The sequence below is a fragment of the Candidatus Nitrosopumilus sp. genome (assembly GCF_965223225.1).
GTDB lineage: Archaea > Thermoproteota > Nitrososphaeria > Nitrososphaerales > Nitrosopumilaceae > Nitrosopumilus.
This window is the reverse complement of record NZ_CBDCVU010000004.1, coordinates 1071577-1088440: the sequence shown is the minus strand read 5'-3', so window position 1 is coordinate 1088440 and position 16864 is coordinate 1071577. Positions and strand designations below refer to the sequence as shown.

Here is a 16864-nt window from a genome sequence, read left to right as displayed (position 1 = left end):
CATACTATACAAAAACTATCTTGCAAGATGAACATTTTATTATTTTATTTTCTTCCTGGTTGCTTTATGATGTTTGGGCATGTTTCGGTACCTTGTTTTTTGCAGGTACTTTGAATAAATCGTGCAAAGTCGTCTTCATCAAACAACTGCCATCCCATTTTGTGTATGTCAAGGTCATATGAGCGGTAATCCTCTATGATGTCACCAAACCATGCCCTGTACAAGTCCTCTTCCTGCTGTGCCTGCTCATGAGTATTGAAGAATTTCAGCTCAATCCAGTCTATGTTACCATTAGTCCTAGCAGAAAAGTCACAAAAAGGAGAGTTTACAAGATATTCTTTCATTTCTTCTAGCCTCGTAACAAAATCCTTTGGGGACGTGAACTTTACAGTTACAAGACGTAATATGGGCATGTTGACCTGGTTGAGATCAACCATAGTAGTATAACCGTGAATGATTCCAAGTTTTTCCAATCTTGCAATCCTTTTTCCTATACCTCGTTCAGACATGTCAGTTCCCATGCCTGCAAGTTTTTTGACTATGGTCCTGGTAGAATCCCTTGCATTTGAAATTAAGAGGTTAAGGATTTGTCTATCAACTGTGTCCAAGTTAATTTCTTTTTGTTGTTTTGTAACAGGTTCGGCCATTGTCATAGTAGTATCAACCATCCTATCATTGCATTTTGTAAAAATATCACACAGGGTTCAAAAAGTGAACCATTGTTGTTAAAAAAATTCAAATTTTGAACTTTGACAGAGCCACAGGTAAGGTAGACACTAAATAATTTGATGCGGTCCAATTGTTGAGAAAATATGAGTGTACAGCATACAAAAAACAGAGAAGTCATAAAAGAATATTATATGTTCTTGTACGATCTGGCAGTCAGAAAAAACTATGAACATTCATCTCAACTAACGGATGAGGAAAGAGAATATTGTGAAAAACTGTTGTCTCAGCAATCTGCATATCACACATCCCCCAATCAGTATTTGTCATTTATGGAGGATATTCTCAAAGAATCTGCTAGACGAAAGAGCATCACAGGCACAACGCACTGGTAAAATTTTCTGTTAAATCAAACTTGTGTGAGCCATCATTAAGACATATGGTGGAATCTGAAATATGGTCTACAAAACATCAAAAATAATAAAATCAATAAATGCCTGATTCAAATCTTCAGGTCCCCTTATTTCCACTAAAATTACTCACACATATGGCTAGAAACTCAAATGATCAATCTTGTTTAATTAATTCGACTTTGTCTCATAAGTGATAAATTTCAGAGGTAAAGCCATCATGGCAAATTTCGGACAAGCATGGAATCGTCCTGCATCTGAGAGCAAAATATCTCAATTTTCAGGCGTGTTCAAAAAAGAACCCCCTCTAAGGCCTCGGGTTGATGGCGCAATTAAAAGTCTGAACAGGCCAATATCAAAACTTGATAATACTCATAACCAACTAAACCAAAAAGACAACAAACTATTCCAAAAGATTGTGGAGGCGCAGCAAAGAAAAGATACCTATGCAAGTAAGGCTCTGGCAAATGAGCTTGTCCAAGTACGCAAGACAAACAAGATGGTAGGAAACATGAGAACCTCTGTGGAGAGAACACAACTCAGACTATCTACGGTCAGTGCGGTGGGGGATGCAATAGTATCCATGCAACCTGCAGTTAACACCATGAAGGCAGTAGTTCCTGCAATGAATAAGATAATACCTCAGGCAAGTGCTGAGCTAGAATCTATGGGCAACATGCTTGGGGACATGATGCCTGGCTCACTGGGAGATGACTATGCTTTTGGTGATTCGGCAATGTCTTCTGAGGAGACAGACTCTATTCTAAAAGAGGCAGCAGCTGTTGCAGAAACACAAATCGGAGATAAATTTCCATTCGTTCCTACAAGTTCAGATGGAAGCATCATCAAAACAGACTCATATTCGTCTGTCAACACCGAAGGTTCATTTTGATTGTGAGTAATTTCCAGTCATTTAGTAATTCATTGCTGTTGTTAATTGTCTCAATAACACAAAAAAGAAGAAATTCACAGGTTATGCAAGGAAACAAAAAAGTAATTTCTTCTTTTCCTAGAATTCTTTTCCTTGGAAACTATTTTTCTTTCTGATTTTTTCCTTGGAAACTATTTTTCTTTCCATTTTTTCCCCCGAAAAAAGATCCTGGGTGATGTCCAGAATCAGAGGAACCAACACAAAAATTGATTTGCAAATGAATGAGATTCTCAAGGGTTTGGGATTCGAATATAGCATGTATCCGAAGATGTATGGTAATCCTGACTTTGTACTTGAAGAACAACGGATTGCAATCTTTTGTGATGGTGATTTCTGGCATGGATACAACTATCAAAACAAGAAAAAACCTTCAAAAAAAATACTGGAGAGACAAGATAGAGACCAACATGAAAAGAGATGCTCGAATCGCTCGAAAACTGAGAAGAGAAGGTTGGTCAGTGTTGAGATTTTGGGAACATGACCTTGAAAAGAGAACTGGAGTATGCATTGACAGAATTGTCGCAAAGATACTGGAAAGATGATTGAAGACTGAACCAAGCCGATACTCGCTAAACAGTATTTGGCGTACAAACCAATACAATCAGGCTTCCGTAGTTTTTTAATTTACAATCTCCCCTCTAGATTTTTTTATTTCATAATTTCCACGTGGGTCCGTAAATCATTACACTGACTATGTCCTCAGCACAACTCTCATGAGAATATAGTTTAGGGCAATATTGTGAGAGCCCACGTGGAAATATGATTTACATAAAGAGCTATTGTTTCAGTAATTTTAAGCAAGAGATAGCACACAAAAATCGGTTTTGACACCTAATACTGTTTATCAAATAATGATCACACCTGAAAGTATGGTTTTTGTTTTTAATCGCCTAGTTTAGCCACTTCCTGTTCTAGTGTTGTTGGAAACTTCATAACTCCGCGATGCCAAAAATTATACTCGGTCATCTCATTTCGCTCAAATGTATGTTCTTTAACATCTTGAAATAGTTCCATTTCGTGTTCGGCCAAACTTTCAAGTGCAGATAGGTATACCTCATGAGATATTTTTTCGGATATGAAATCATCTTTTAGCACTTCAAACTCTTTGTGAATTTGGTCATATCTGTCACGAAGTTGTTGTGTGGTGTACTTGTTTCTAAGATCAACTGACTCTAATTCAGTAATGTCTTCGACAAATATCACTTGTTTTGTTCTTCCCTGTTCTGGATAGTACCAGTCTGGGATATCCGGATCAAAATATCCTGTGATTTGCACGTATTCAGGATTCGCAGGGTAATACGGAACGTTGTACAATGCAATTACTATGTGCCCATTTATCTCAGGGTAATCTCTGTCCGTTACCAATTCAAATCCTGGTTCTAGCTCGCTTGGCAGAGGGCTTCCATCAGGAGTGACGTATGGCCTTAGTTTTCCGTTAATGGTCACCAGTTCTAATCCCTCTGGGATGTCTTGGAATGGAGATACAGTAAACACCGTATCTACCGGTTCTGTAATGTTTTGCTCATATTCATAGAAAAAGAAAAGCAAGACGACAACCACTGCAGTTATTGGAATACAAATTAACTTGACTACTCTTTTCAATATGTTGTGCGATTGACTGCCAGATATTTTAATTGTTAATTTTCAACATTATGCCTTATGCGATTTCAATTTGTGTTGCTGTCAACCCAATTCTCTATTTATATCCACGTGTAAAAAAATCTGGAGAAAACGGGACTGTCGAATTACATGGAAAAAATCAGATTTATCTTATGATGTCAAAAGGAATATCTATTGTGCCCAGTACGGAATCATAGTGGGCAGTTCCTTTAATTCTCCATATGTGCTGTTCTTCAGTTAATGCAGAAATGACCGTATCTCCAGCTTCAAGATAACTCAAGTTAAACTCTGTATCAACTTGTCTGGAGGCAAAAGGAGGAATATCTGTTTCTTGCAGTATCGTACCCTCTCCAAGATAGTTATCATTAAACCACAACTCAAATTCTGATCTATCCAATGTAGCTACAACATCGTTTGGATTATACATGTCCAAAGAAATCTCTAGTCCCACATCTATGAAACCTATGTCTTTGACAGCAACATCTACAAATTCTATCTGGATGTTTTCAAGTGCTTTTCTCTGTTCTACCTCAACTACTACATTTAGTAATAAGATCCCAATTATCACTGCAATTAAAATCCCTCCCGCTACTATCGCGATTATTTTACTCCTCAACAGATTAGATGTAAATGTCACGGTAAAAACTATATCATAATACATAGATGTGAATGTGTGTTAAAAATTACTGGTTTTGCTTTTCTGATTTGAGATGCTTACTTGTTGTAAACCCACAACTGACTATGTCTTTGATATGCAATTTCGAAATTCAAACCAATTGCTAAGTTCTGTTATGTTGACACTACAAACAAATCAATGACAATTTCTCGTCTGCTTAAAATAAATTGTTTGATGTTTGTCTAGACATAATTATGTTTAATTTTTCATAAACTTGTTGCACTTAGACTAATATGCAATGAACACACAGTATGCATATGAGATTATCTGACGATATGATAAAGGCCCTAAACGAACAAATTGTGATGGAATCAGAAGCTGCAAGTTTTTATCTGTATATGGCTTCGTGGTGTGAGGTATCTGGACACGATGGCGCATCAGAATTTTTCTACAACCAATCTGATGAGGAACGGATGCATATGCTCAAAATTGTACATTATATAAACAGGTTGGGAACAATTGCGGATATTTCCACAATCAGAGAACCGCCAAAGAATTTAACATCTTTGGAAGAGATCGTGCGAACATCGCTTGAAAACGAGCAGAAAGTCACAAAATCTATTCATGAGATCATCACCCTAGCTGAGAAGGAACGGGACAGAAGGACATTTGACTTTATGCAATGGTTTGTAAAAGAACAGATTGAAGAGGAAGATACAGTAGATCGTGTTCTTCAAAAGTTTGATGTAATTGGGAGGGACAAGCTTGCCATCAATGAAATTGACAAATACATGAAATCATTAAGTGGTTCAGGATCAGAACCAGCATGAGTATGAATGGATCTTCAGTATTGTGAATCAACATAAATAACTGGTCCGGAGATTTCTTTCATCTTCGTTTTTAACATCACTGCAGAAAATAATGCCGACATGGTGTGCACATTTGCTGGTTGTTACAGATAAAAAATTACGGATATAGAAACGATAAATTCCACTTTCTTATTAGTCTAATATTTTAAATCCTTCATGATTAATTCCTTGCACTGTTTTTATTGTTGTGAAAAAGATTGAGCTAATAGTACGTCAAACCCAAAGTGACGAAACTGAGAGCATATTATCTAAATACAATACACCATTCTACAGTAATAACTTACAAGACAAGAGAGCAAACTCAAAAATGATTCAGTATGTTGTGTTTTCAACAGATAGCACATCGCGTACAGTTATGAAAAAAATTGAAAAAATTCTAGACACAAATCAAAAAGATACTTTGATGACAAGTCATCCTATAGAAGCAGTATTTTCAAACCATCTCGAAAAAATTGAATCAAAAGAGGACACAAATACCAAACCAAAACTCGTTCAAGAGATGCGAACATTGACTGAACCTGCAGTTGAGTTTAGAAGGGATATGTTCTTTGTGGTTCTTATCGCATCTACCGCAGCGTTGATAGGTCTATTTGCAAACAATCCCTCCATCATAATTGGTGCAATGCTCATAGCCCCCCTGTTAAAACCAATCACCGCATTTTCTTTCAATGTCTCTGTGTTTAATGTGCAAAAAATAAAAACTGCCGGTTTTTCACTATGTTTGCTAGTAGGATCAATAATTGGGATTTCTACAATATTGACCCTAATTACATTGCAGATTGTTCCCTTGGAATTAACTGATGAAATTCAATTGAGAGCAGAGACGTCACCAACTTTTATGATTTTGGCAATTGTCTTAGGGATGGCCGGAACCCTTGCCATGTCTTCAAACATCCCAGGAATTCTGGTTGGAGTGGCCATAGCTGCTGCCTTAGTCCCTCCTGCAGTGGTAATGGGGATTGGGTTGGCAATGCTTGATACTGATGTATTGTTTGGAGCTGGAGTTCTTACCTTATCAAATATAATGGGATTGCTACTGGGCACACTTTCGATATTTCTCATTGTGGGTGTTACGCCAAAGCATTATCACAAGAAGAGTAAGATCAACTTGCAGTACATAATTTTCATTGTATGTATTCTAATTGGTGCAAGTGCCTTGGCTTTTTTTCTTTCATTTTAATTATACGCAAAATAACCCTTGCATAATTAATTGTCTTTATTAGCATCATTACGATTAAAAAAATATGGTTTCTTCTGAAAACTTTGAATGTTTTTCTATTCGAGAGGGCATCAACAACGATGAAAAGGAACTACAATCAAAAGGAATTGATGACAAACTAAGGAACAGTATTTGGAATATTGTATTCATGTGTTATTTGGATACAGGAAAACTTCCATCCTCTGTCTCAATTCAAGAAGAGAAATCACTCAAAAAATTTTTTGAACATATATTGTACATTTTTTTTAAAGTACCAGGAGACAATATCATTAATGGGTATTTATCTAATGCAATAGAGGAAACACGTGAATTATTCTATGATTTGAAATGGAATGAAGTATATGACTTTATTGAATTTCTGGCATCTCTTCCTGATGACGTTATATGCAAGAATCATGAGAATTCTTTTGTTGAACTCTGCAACAAAGTACTAAAAAGAGAAAATTCTGCATACAAGTTTGTGAACAAAAAAATTGCAAGAATTGATTGAACTAGATATTAAAATCAAACGGACAGATTTGCTTATACAATGGAAAAAACAAGACAACAATTTATTACTATAATCTGAAAAATCTCATACGCAATCCAGGGTGGAAATGTAACTTCCTATTCTATTTCTTCTTTCAAATGTTTTAGGGACACTCTGGACATAATTGGCGCAAGAATTGTAGTGATAAAACCTACTGCAACAATTATTGAAAACATTGCCTCGTCTATGATTCCTGCCTCCAACCCGATTACTGCAATCACAAGTTCTACCATTCCTCTGCTGTTCATAAGATATCCTATGATTCTGCTTTTTGGGGCGGAGAAACCTGCAATTCTTGCCCCTACAAACCCGCCCCCAATCTTACCTGCAATTGCAACTGCCAGAAGTGCCAAGAATAGCGGAATGGCACCAGATAGGGACTGAGCATGCAGCTCTGTGCCTATGAACGCGAAAAATATTGGTGAAAAGAATCCAAAGGTAATCTTTCCAGACACATCATTGATGGTCTCAAAGTTCTCTTTTCCTATGATTTTTCTGTATATTATCAAACCTGCAAAGAACGTTCCTATAATGAAATGGAGGCCTGACATCTCTGCAATCAAAGAGATTGTAAAGGTAACTATCAGCAATATCGCAAAACCGGATTCTTTTGTCTTTAGGTTTGAGAATACCGGTATGAATTTTGTAGGTATTTGACGGCTGAACTTGTTGAGTAAATAATCCACAAAAAAGATTCCGCCGATAAAGGCCGCTATTTTGGCAGTGGAAAACAACACTTCTGCCAAATCAACTGACTCACTATTTGATTCACCATTAGCTGCCATTTGCAGAATTATTGCGAGAATGACCAAGGATAAAATATCGTTGATTATCCCCGCGGTCATGACAGTTGTTCCTAGCTTGCTTTTCAATATCTTGAATTCCATCAAGACTACGGCACTCACTGGTACTGCTGTGATTGCCAAAGTTAATGCCACAAACATTGAAGAAATCAGAGATTGTTCTAAAATTTGCATAAGGCCAAAGGTAGCCAAAAATGGGATGCTAAATGCAAGCAACGAAAGAATTGTTCCACGTTTTCCTGCTTTTTTAATCTCTTCTGGATGCAATTCCAGACCTGCAAGAAACATCAAAAAGAAAACGGCAAGATCAACAAATACCAAAAAAGAATCATCCGTGTGAATAATTCCAAGCAGTGTTGGGCCTACTATGACACCTGCCAAAAGATGTCCGACCATTGCAGGCAGCTTTATTCTTTTGAAGATCTCTCCAAGAATAATTGCAGACACTAGTAAAACAAGAATGTTAAATACAAATTCTTCTGCCACATGCTGGTTAATCTTTATCGATAAAAATCTCTATCTGTCATTGTATTGTGATATGCGTGAAATAGATTTGATTTACAGTTATATTGCATGAAAAGTATTGCCATGGGTAATGACGTTTTCAAAGATTTTGGTTCCTTATGACGGTTCTACATATTCAGATAAAGCTTTTGACAAAGCCTTGGAGATTGCATCAAAATTTTCTTCAGAGATTACTGCATTGAGTATATTGGAAGCAGAAACAGAAGATGGGCATATTGGGAAATCCTTAGACAAGTTAGAAGAAAAGCAAGATCAGCGTGTAAGTGAAGCAAAATCCATGCTTGAAAATCTCCAAGAGGAGGCGCAAGCAAAGAACGTTCCAATAGTCTTGAAGACGATACATGACCCATCTCCTTCGGAAGGAATTTTGACATTTGCACAGAGTAATGAGGTGGGGCTTATAGTAATGGGGTCACATGGTAGAACAGGATTAAAGAAACTTGTTTTGGGAAGCATTGCAAATGATGTAGTTGTAAAGGCAAAATGTCCCGTGTTAATCATCAAACAATCTGAATAAGTGTATTAAAATCAAATTTGTTTTTGCTTTCATCGTTTTCATATTTGACATAATAAAATCATATAATTTGTAACAGTGTTGTTTGATTTTATCATCATAGTTTAAGATACTTCTTTAACTGAATTTTTGGATGATGACTTCATGGGCCTAAAAGAAGATGCCAAAAAGGCTGTGGAGAAGGCTTCCGAGTATGCGACAAAAGGAGCTAAAGACGCAAAGAAGGGAGCCAAAGAAGCAAAAAATGCAGCAGAAAAAGGTTACAAAAAAGGAAAAAATTCCTAATTCTTTTTTTATTTTATAATTTCACTTGTGTATGAAAAATGTCCCATTTTTAATTGGATATATTTTGATTCATGATGAACAATAATGTCATAATTGATTGAAAGGATGTGTGGTTACAGGTCTACAAATCAAATCAACATATGACCGTTCATAATATTGTTATATGTAGAGTTAAGTACATACAAAATTTATTTTTAGTATGAAATTCCTGCTGACCTTGCTTGTGATTATGTTTACATTAACATCATTTTTGTCATACCCCTATAGCGAAAATGTTTCAGTCACACTTGCTCAGGAAGATTCTATAATTGGATTGGCTTTTGCGATAGAATACTCGCCTCCAATAGTCCTTTCCAATCCTTATGATCAATCCGATTTTCATTTTGGCCAATCTCTGGAGATGGTGGGAGATAAAATAGTGGTTGGCAATCCAGACTCAAATCTGGCTGGTTCGACATCAGGTTCTGTATTTGTATATGGCAAGTGGTTTGGAAATCTTCTTACCACAATTAAGAATCCAAATCCGAACCCTGTTGCAGATTTTGGAATTTCTTTAGCAGAACTAGATGGAACAAGAGTTGTGATTGGAGCACCTGGTGTAGATAACTCAGAACAAGAATCACAAGGTGGGAAAATTCCAGGTTTAGGTTGTGGTGCAGTTTACATTTTTGATGTAAATTCTGGAGATCAGGTAGGGAAAATTTATCCTCCCAATAAAATTCCAGAATCGGAATTTGGCAAATCAGTTGGCGTTACAAATAACCAGAACATCATCGTAGGTGCACCAAAGAGCTTGGGATCAGGGGGGATCGGAGGCCTTGTTTATTTGTTTGATTCCTCCGGAGAATTATTGCTAACAATTTTTGACCCACATCCAGAACAACGTAGCGAGTTTGGTTCAGTTGTTGCTGCTTTTGGCAATGACATTCTTGTTTCAAATCCAGTAGCCCTTACTAACGAACAACAAATAGGACACGTCTATCTTTTTGACGGAAAAACAGGCGAGTTGAAAATGACATTTGAGAACACAATTGACGATAATGTCAATTCAAAATCCTTTGCAAGATTTGGTGATTCCATATCTGTAAACCTAAACCATGTACTCATTGGTTCTCCCAAAGACAGCTCCGCAGATTCTCAGGCAGGTTCAGTATTTTTGTTTGATGGCAATTCAGGAAAACTGATACACAAGATAACCAATCCCGACTCTGTTCCATTTGGGGAATTTGGTTCATCTTTAAAGATAGTTGATGACTACATGTTTGTCGGAGCTCCAAAGAATCTTGGAAGCTTTGACATAATTCCAGAAGAAAGTAAAGATATAGTCTCAGAACCTGACGTAAATGTCAAGATAAACCCCAATTCTGGCATTGTCTTTGTTTTTGAAACAAATTCAGAAAATCTCTTGGCAGCATTAGAAAATCCAACTCCCAATAATGAAGAATATTTTGGAATGGAAGTGGACTCTTTTGGAAACAATGTCATGGTAGGAACTCCATTTGACACATTTGGAAAAACAAAATCGGGTTCTGTTTTAGTTTTTTATGCCGATGATGATTCTCCATACGCCCATGATGTCGTAAAGGCCACAAAAGCACTTACAATTCCATCTTGGGTAAAAAATACAGCTGATTGGTGGTCAAAAGACTCAACTTCAGATGCTGAATTTATTGATGCCATTCAATATCTGATAACAAAAGGATTGATTGTCGTAAGTCACGTGGAATTTAATGAGAACGCACCGCAGGAGATACCTGACTGGGTCAAAAATAACGCCAAATGGTGGGCTCATAACAACATATCAGATATTGAATTTCTGAATGGTGTTGAATTCTTAATTGAAAATGGTTTGTTGCACAATTAGTATTTGTTAATGGCTGAAATTTCAACCATCATAATAAACAGATTTAAAAACATCGAACCAAAAAAATTTAAACCCAATTAAAATGATACAAAAGAATCAACAATGGATGGTAAATTAAAATCTTTAACAATTCTAATCAAGCAACATGTGAAATAGTGTTGTAAAGATCAATGCCAACTAAATATGATTAAAACCAATTTTTTATTTTTCCCGCGATGAACACACCAGTACTTGTCAATCCTATTGATACCATGATGATACCTATCCAATAGGTATCGGTAGAAAAATCTTCAACAATACTAATGACAATCCCTATCAAAAACAGGATTATTGAAATCAATATCCCTATTACCGATTTTAACATAATCAAAATACGCAGATGTAAAATATATGGCTTGGCAAGATGAATTTACTATGTTTCATACTTTTTTCATAGTCATAGTTAATACCGATAAAGATATCTTTAGTAAATGTGTCAAAGATAAGAAAACCTGCAATTCCAAGTCCTAGAATTCCAAAAATAAAAAAACCCTCCATCTCAAAAAGAAATCGACTTGGTGCAAAAATTTCCTCCGTACCTGTAAAGAAAACAGGAATTAAAGCAAAGATTATGAATAAACCACTTGTAAAAAAGAAGACAACTTCCAAAAGAAACACTGGAACATGTTACGCACAACTGGGATGCAGGCATGTTCTTGAGAAAGAAGTAACAAAGGCAAGGTGTAAACAGATGGGGGGTAAAAGCTGGAGAAAATCAGGAAGCGCATGTGAGAAATTGGCCGACTAATCCAAACATGAAAAACCTGATTTTTAATTTTCGCCTCAAAGAAAGATTCTATTACAACAGAACAGACCTCAATTATTTGAGATTATTGGATTCAGATGGATTGTCCATAAAACATAATTTTATCTTAAGATTGATAGTTAAAAATTAAAAAATAAAAGAAATTTTGGATAGGTTTACTATCGTCTTGTTTTCTTAGTTGCTTTCTTTGCAGTCCTTTTTGCGGCTTTCTTTGTTTTGCTTGCGGCTTTCTTTGCAGGTCTTGAGACTTTCTTAGTTGCTTTCTTTGCAGTCCTTTTTGCGGCTTTCTTTGTTTTGCTTGCGGCTTTCTTTGCAGGTCTTGAGACTTTCTTAGTTGCTTTCTTTGCAGTCCTTTTTGCGGCTTTCTTTGTTTTGCTTGCGGCTTTCTTTGCAGGTCTTGAGACTTTCTTAGTTGCTTTCTTTGCAGTCCTTTTTGCGGCTTTCTTTGTTTTGCTTGCGGCTTTCTTTGCAGGTCTTGAGACTTTCTTAGTTGCTTTCTTTGCAGTCCTTGAGACTTTCTTAGTTGCTTTCTTTGCAGCTTTCTTGACCTTTTTCTTTACCTTACTAATTGCCATTAAATGATAACAATTATGATGTGTTTTAAATTGAAATAAATGAATTAAGTTGATGATTTGTAAATAAATTTACATTAAATAATTTGTTCTAACTTTAAACTAAATTTTTCATATGATTGATAGGATATCAATTAAGTAGATGTTAAATTTTTTTTTATGTTATTCTGAAAATACATGCATCAACAAATTAAATCATGACGTCAAATTCACAAACAAAACATGCAAGCAAAACAATCGAAAATGCAAAAACAATACAAAATATTTCCTCAAAGATCTTTTTTCAAAAATACAATTCTGATAATTCATCTAAAAATCTTCAGAATCTTGTGGAATTAACAAAAACGATGAACCACATTGTAAAGACCACTGACAAAGCAATGAAAGGTGCAAAATTTGCGGAGTCTAGAGCCCGAGCAAGACTCGCTGCAGTAAAAAAGGCATCTTCGGACACAATAAAGTATACGGCAAGAGCAAAACGTGCTGCAATTGCATCTAAAAAGGCTGCACAGTCTGCCGCAATCACATCAAAAAAAATCCAACGAAATAACAACTCCTCAAAGACCTTGGAAACTACATACAAAATACAAATAAAAGCGGCACTTATTGCGGCAAAAGAATCTGAAAAAAACACGAATCTTGCACTAAAATCATCCAAAGTAGCAAGAGCCGCAGCTAGAATGCCTCTTGAGGCTAAGAAAATATGAGTTCTAATGGTTTTGTGTACGTTGACTTCTTGTTTAGTCTCGATCTTTATCATTCAGCAATGTTTCGTTTCTAGAATAATCTACAGGTACTGCAATAATTGTCGGCCTGTCTTTGTGTAACTTTGCCTTTTGAAGTGCCTCAGATAGCTTTTCAGTTGAATTCACAAAAAAACCTGTAGCATTGAAGCTTTCTGCCAGTTTTACAAAATCAGGATTGGTAAAGTCTGTAAAAACCTTCTTTCCAAACTCATCTTCTTGTTTTAGAGATATGAGTCCATATTCTGCATCACACCACACTACGATGATTATTGGCAGCTTTAATCTGACTGCGGTTTCTATCTCATGTACGTTCATCAGAAAAGAACCATCACCACACATTGCAATCACTGTTTTATCTGGATGCACCATCTGGGCTGCAATTGCACCTGGAATCGAAAAACCCATTGCTGCAAAACCATTTGGGATAATGCAGGTATTTGGCAAATATGTCTGATACATCTTTGCAATCCATAATTTGTGCACACCTACATCGGAGATGACCACATCATCATTTGACATTACTTTCCTGACATCGCCTATGATCTTTTCAGGTTTTATCGGATATGCCAAGTCGGTATCAAATTGTGTGATTCGCTTGACAATCTCACGTCTGATTTCTGCAAATATTTCAGGAATCTTGTGACATGGATAACAGTCCAAGGAAGGATTTTTCTGTTTGGCAATTTCTAATTGTCTGAGAAGTGAGTCTATTGTCAATTCAATATCTCCAATTAACTCCATGTCTGTAGGGTAGTATTCATCGGTTTCAGCAGAAGTAAAATCAATATGAATAATTTTTTTGTCAAGTTCAGGGTTCCATGATTGTGGGCTGTATTCTACCAAGTCATATCCTATTGTGATTACCATGTCTGTGTTTTTTATTGCCTTTTGAGCATAATCTGCGTCTCTTATTCCGACAGTTTGCAAATGCCGGTCATGATCATCCGATACTGTTCCCTTTCCCATGAAAGTGTTAATCGAGCAAATCCCTGACTTGGTAACGAATTTTCTTACTGCTTCTACTGCGTCCTCTCTTATGCATCCATTGCCTATCAGCACTAGAGGTTTTTTCGCATCGAGTATCATTTTGATTGCCTGTTTTACCAATTGGTTACTAGGATGAAATCTATACAGTTTTTGTATAGGTACAGGCATTTTTCTTGATGTTTGCTTCATTATATCTACAGGTATCTCAATATGGGTTGCTCCCGGTTTCTCTTCAGTCGCAATCTTGAATGCCTTCCTAGTAATCTCAGGAATACTGTCTGATGTCCTAAATGACCAACTCCATTTTGTTATGGGTCTGAACATGGCCATAACATCCATGTTTTGGTGAGATTCCTTGTGAAGAGCGTTGGTTTGAGCTTGTGCAGTGATCGCTACAACTCTTGACCGGTCCATGTTTGCATTTGCAATCCCTGTTGTAAGATTTGTTGCTCCAGGACCAAGAGTAGCTAAGCAAACTCCTGGTTTTCCTGTCAGCCTCCCATATACATCTGCCATGAATGCTGCCGACTGTTCATGCCTTGTCAGAATAAACTTAATTTTAGATTTTCCCAATGACATCATCAAGTCTGCATTTTCTTCTCCAGGTAGACCAAAAATATATTCAACATGTTCATTTTCTAAACATTTTACAAACAAATCAGATGCTTTCATGGATTCACACACCTGTTAGACAGATATAGTGATTTGCATGCAAGCAAAAATATGGACTTTTGATCTTTTAGAAAATGATTTGTCTTTCAGGTAAATTGATTTGCTGTTACATGGTTCTGATTGAAAAACAATTCAAATCATAGTTTACGTGTCTAGTTTGACAGAGTTTTTTTGTTTTACAGCTTATCAAATTAATTTATTTGTCAACCTTTAAAGACATTGATCATTCTAAATACTCAATGGCAATTTCAAAAGCTAAACGCAGTGAAGCTGCAAAAAAAACTGCCCGTACAAGAAAACGAAATGAGAAACTAAAGGCAGAAGCCCAGGCAAAAGCAGCTGCCAAAAGAAAGAGAACGTTAGCAGCTAAAAAACGCAGCACATCTACAAAAAAGACAGCTGCAAAAAGAACAAAGACATCAAAACCAGCATGGAGCCGTGCAGCTAAAAGAACCGTTACGACTGCATCCAAAAACAAACCAAAACCAAGGAAAACAGTAGCAGCTAAAAAGGGAAAAGCAATTACAAAAGCCGCATACAGTAGAGCAGCAAGGAGAACTGTCACATTAAGTGGCAAAGGTCCGAGAACACTATCCAAAAAACCTGCTAGAAAAGGCACACTGGTCACAAAAGCCGCATACAGTAGAGCAGCAAGAAGAAAAGTCAGGAAAAGATAACTTTTTTACTTCGATCAGGTTTTTTTATTTTTTATGTGCTTAGTATTCCAAAGTTTTTAGCCTGAATGAGTTGTTTGCTTCTTGAATCTTTATTAATCATAAAAATGAATATTTTTTGAAAATGAGCAGCTTTTCTCTTTATAGCCATTGAAGGAAATTCCTGCCAGTTTTCATTTTTACTATGCTGGGCATAAGAATTTCATAAATCAGATATGCTTTGAAATAACAAATTTTACTGATTATCCAAGACATCCTGCCAGAATTGAGAATCTGACTCTCTTATTATATTTTGAAAAATTCTAGTATGTTATATGTCAGAACAAAAATCTCTTTATGACATCTTTGCACAAAAATGCAGTAATCTATTAGAAGAAAATGACATTCGTTTTGCAGGTCTGTTAGATCCAATGGGAAATTTAGTCGTTGGAGGATTCAAGAAGGGAATCGAGCCATTAAAGGATGAAGTGGAGAGAAAAAAGATGTTCATGGAGGCAGTGTTAAGAGTAAGAACTAGACAGGATTTTGATGATAACTTGGGACCAGTCAGATATGCAGCATCAAGAAGAGATGCAGTTGTCATGATGACATTTCCTGTCCTAAATGATCATGTCTTGCTCATATCGGCAGAACCACACGTAGACATTGACAAAACTGCCAATAAGATAATGACGTTATATGAATTTTGAAACTATCCTCACTCTAATCCGTATAGTGTTGAATGATAACTTTCTACAACCCTGTCAACTTCAGGTCAAAAACCAAGTTAAAATGATTTATTCTTCCATTCAAATTGTAATCCATGAGCTCCGATGAAACTCCTGATGAAAAAGTGCTAATAGTGGCATTTCCCAGCGTGGGGCTGGTGGGCTCCTTTGCCATATCCTATCTTGTTTCCCAGTTGCAAATGAAAGATGTCGGAGAGCTTGAATTTGCAGAGATTTCTCCATCATATGTGATTAAAGATGGGGATGTCTATGGACCGATTCGAATATACAACAAGGACAAATTGTATGCAATTTTATCTGGAATCCCTTTGAGCCCAATTTCCACATATGACCTAGTTGTAAAATCAATAGAGTTTGCAAAAGACAATGGCATCAAAAAAAAAATAATCATTCCACGTGGGCTGGAGGTGGACAAAGACCACAAAGATGAACCAAATCATATGACCTTACAGTTAACGATATTTCAAGACCTCTTTTAGATCAATACAAACTTCCCACAATTCCCGGTGCAACAATTCTTGGTGCCGACGCAAGCGTTATTTCTGCAATAAGAAAATCCAAGTTGCATGCATTGTACTATACACTACATGCAGGATGAAGATGCCTGATGATGACGCAATAATAAAATCAATCAACACACTTGCAGACATACTTCATGTCAAGGTGGAAACTGAAAAATTTGAAGAGAAGTTAGAAAAGATAAGCAACGAAAATGAGAAAGTAATAGAGGAAACTAGGAAATATTATGAGAGTTTTGCTGGAAGGCCTGCATCGATGCCCCCACCACCAGGAGTGGGATGATTTTTTTAAGTAAATTCAGATGGATTTC

23 protein-coding genes are annotated in these 16864 nt (G+C 36.4%); 16 read left to right on the top strand and 7 right to left on the bottom strand.

Annotated features, from left to right (window positions below; all coding sequences use genetic code 11):
* Positions 1-44 precede the first annotated feature (44 nt).
* Complete coding sequence (locus ACOQN3_RS07040) at positions 45-668, bottom strand: AsnC family protein (RefSeq protein ID WP_420545283.1); 624 nt, start codon at positions 666-668, stop codon at positions 45-47.
* Positions 669-812: 144 nt separating this feature from the next.
* On the opposite strand from ACOQN3_RS07040, the gene ACOQN3_RS07035 reads away from it, so the two are divergent.
* The 4 genes from ACOQN3_RS07035 (at position 813) to ACOQN3_RS07020 (ending at position 2549) form a co-directional block, all read left to right on the top strand.
* Positions 813-1061, top strand: coding sequence for a hypothetical protein (locus ACOQN3_RS07035; protein WP_420545282.1), 249 nt, complete (start codon positions 813-815; stop codon positions 1059-1061).
* Between the two features lie 235 nt (positions 1062-1296).
* Positions 1297-1968: a Snf7 family protein gene (locus ACOQN3_RS07030; RefSeq protein ID WP_420545281.1), complete on the top strand. Its 672-nt coding sequence runs from the start codon at positions 1297-1299 to the stop codon at positions 1966-1968.
* A gap of 214 nt (positions 1969-2182) precedes the next feature.
* Entirely contained in the window at positions 2183-2488 is a 306-nt protein-coding gene (locus ACOQN3_RS07025; RefSeq protein WP_420545769.1) for a hypothetical protein, read from the top strand.
* Positions 2466-2549, top strand: a complete 84-nt coding sequence (locus ACOQN3_RS07020) for a hypothetical protein (RefSeq protein WP_420546611.1) — start codon at positions 2466-2468, stop codon at positions 2547-2549. The genes ACOQN3_RS07025 and ACOQN3_RS07020 overlap by 23 nt, the downstream gene beginning before the upstream one ends.
* 340 nt (positions 2550-2889) lie before the next feature.
* Here ACOQN3_RS07020 and ACOQN3_RS07015 read toward each other — a convergent pair whose 3' ends face one another.
* Both ACOQN3_RS07015 and ACOQN3_RS07010 read right to left on the bottom strand, forming a co-directional pair.
* Entirely contained in the window at positions 2890-3609 is a 720-nt protein-coding gene (locus tag ACOQN3_RS07015; RefSeq protein WP_420545768.1) for a hypothetical protein, read from the bottom strand.
* A gap of 163 nt (positions 3610-3772) precedes the next feature.
* A complete protein-coding gene (locus tag ACOQN3_RS07010) occupies positions 3773-4243 on the bottom strand; it encodes an LEA type 2 family protein (RefSeq protein WP_420545767.1) in 471 nt (156 codons plus the stop codon).
* A gap of 317 nt (positions 4244-4560) precedes the next feature.
* Here ACOQN3_RS07010 and ACOQN3_RS07005 point away from each other — a divergent pair, with 317 nt between their 5' ends.
* The 3 genes from ACOQN3_RS07005 (at position 4561) to ACOQN3_RS06995 (ending at position 6821) form a co-directional block, all read left to right on the top strand.
* Positions 4561-5073, top strand: coding sequence for a ferritin (locus ACOQN3_RS07005; RefSeq protein WP_420545766.1), 513 nt, complete (start codon positions 4561-4563; stop codon positions 5071-5073).
* Positions 5074-5299: 226 nt separating this feature from the next.
* Complete coding sequence (locus tag ACOQN3_RS07000) at positions 5300-6292, top strand: TIGR00341 family protein (protein ID WP_420545765.1); 993 nt, start codon at positions 5300-5302, stop codon at positions 6290-6292.
* 64 nt (positions 6293-6356) lie between these two features.
* Positions 6357-6821, top strand: a complete 465-nt coding sequence (locus ACOQN3_RS06995) for an AbiJ-NTD4 domain-containing protein (protein WP_420545764.1) — start codon at positions 6357-6359, stop codon at positions 6819-6821.
* 116 nt (positions 6822-6937) lie between these two features.
* On the opposite strand, the gene ACOQN3_RS06990 is transcribed toward ACOQN3_RS06995, so the two are convergent.
* Positions 6938-8149 carry a cation:proton antiporter gene (locus ACOQN3_RS06990; RefSeq protein ID WP_420545763.1) on the bottom strand — a complete coding sequence of 404 codons (1212 nt, stop codon included), beginning with the start codon at positions 8147-8149 and terminating at the stop codon, positions 6938-6940.
* 109 nt (positions 8150-8258) lie between these two features.
* Between ACOQN3_RS06990 and ACOQN3_RS06985 the strand changes: the two genes are divergently transcribed.
* From ACOQN3_RS06985 to ACOQN3_RS06975, 3 genes are all read left to right on the top strand, one after another.
* Positions 8259-8705 (top strand): universal stress protein, encoded by a 447-nt coding sequence (locus tag ACOQN3_RS06985; RefSeq protein WP_420545762.1) that lies wholly within the window; start codon positions 8259-8261, stop codon positions 8703-8705.
* Positions 8706-8846: 141 nt separating this feature from the next.
* Complete coding sequence (locus ACOQN3_RS06980; protein WP_420545761.1) at positions 8847-8987, top strand: hypothetical protein; 141 nt, start codon at positions 8847-8849, stop codon at positions 8985-8987.
* Between the two features lie 199 nt (positions 8988-9186).
* A complete protein-coding gene (locus tag ACOQN3_RS06975; protein WP_420545760.1) occupies positions 9187-10851 on the top strand; it encodes a hypothetical protein in 1665 nt (554 codons plus the stop codon).
* 187 nt (positions 10852-11038) lie between these two features.
* Here the strand turns inward: ACOQN3_RS06975 and ACOQN3_RS06970 are convergent, their stop codons facing one another.
* Positions 11039-11215 (bottom strand): hypothetical protein, encoded by a 177-nt coding sequence (locus tag ACOQN3_RS06970; RefSeq protein ID WP_420545759.1) that lies wholly within the window; start codon positions 11213-11215, stop codon positions 11039-11041.
* Positions 11216-11323: 108 nt separating this feature from the next.
* Between ACOQN3_RS06970 and ACOQN3_RS06965 the strand changes: the two genes are divergently transcribed.
* The gene (locus ACOQN3_RS06965; protein ID WP_420545758.1) at positions 11324-11638 is read left to right on the top strand and encodes a hypothetical protein; all 315 of its coding nucleotides are present in this window, start codon (positions 11324-11326) and stop codon (positions 11636-11638) included.
* A gap of 176 nt (positions 11639-11814) precedes the next feature.
* On the opposite strand, the gene ACOQN3_RS06960 is transcribed toward ACOQN3_RS06965, so the two are convergent.
* On the bottom strand, positions 11815-12231 hold the full coding sequence (locus tag ACOQN3_RS06960) for a histone (protein ID WP_420545757.1): 417 nt from the start codon (positions 12229-12231) through the stop codon (positions 11815-11817).
* A 194-nt stretch (positions 12232-12425) separates the two neighbouring features.
* On the opposite strand from ACOQN3_RS06960, the gene ACOQN3_RS06955 reads away from it, so the two are divergent.
* Positions 12426-12935: a hypothetical protein gene (locus ACOQN3_RS06955; protein ID WP_420545756.1), complete on the top strand. Its 510-nt coding sequence runs from the start codon at positions 12426-12428 to the stop codon at positions 12933-12935.
* A 33-nt stretch (positions 12936-12968) separates the two neighbouring features.
* Here the strand turns inward: ACOQN3_RS06955 and ACOQN3_RS06950 are convergent, their stop codons facing one another.
* On the bottom strand, positions 12969-14633 hold the full coding sequence (locus ACOQN3_RS06950; protein ID WP_420545755.1) for an acetolactate synthase large subunit: 1665 nt from the start codon (positions 14631-14633) through the stop codon (positions 12969-12971).
* A 239-nt stretch (positions 14634-14872) separates the two neighbouring features.
* Here ACOQN3_RS06950 and ACOQN3_RS06945 point away from each other — a divergent pair, with 239 nt between their 5' ends.
* The 4 genes from ACOQN3_RS06945 to ACOQN3_RS06930 all read left to right on the top strand — a co-directional run bounded on the left by ACOQN3_RS06945 (position 14873) and on the right by ACOQN3_RS06930 (position 16836).
* Positions 14873-15310, top strand: coding sequence for a hypothetical protein (locus tag ACOQN3_RS06945; protein ID WP_420545754.1), 438 nt, complete (start codon positions 14873-14875; stop codon positions 15308-15310).
* 311 nt (positions 15311-15621) lie between these two features.
* Positions 15622-15996, top strand: coding sequence for a DUF6659 family protein (locus ACOQN3_RS06940; protein ID WP_420545753.1), 375 nt, complete (start codon positions 15622-15624; stop codon positions 15994-15996).
* Between the two features lie 113 nt (positions 15997-16109).
* Positions 16110-16514, top strand: coding sequence for a PAC2 family protein (locus ACOQN3_RS06935; RefSeq protein WP_420545752.1), 405 nt, complete (start codon positions 16110-16112; stop codon positions 16512-16514).
* 121 nt (positions 16515-16635) lie between these two features.
* Positions 16636-16836: a hypothetical protein gene (locus tag ACOQN3_RS06930; RefSeq protein WP_420545751.1), complete on the top strand. Its 201-nt coding sequence runs from the start codon at positions 16636-16638 to the stop codon at positions 16834-16836.
* Positions 16837-16864 lie beyond the last annotated feature (28 nt).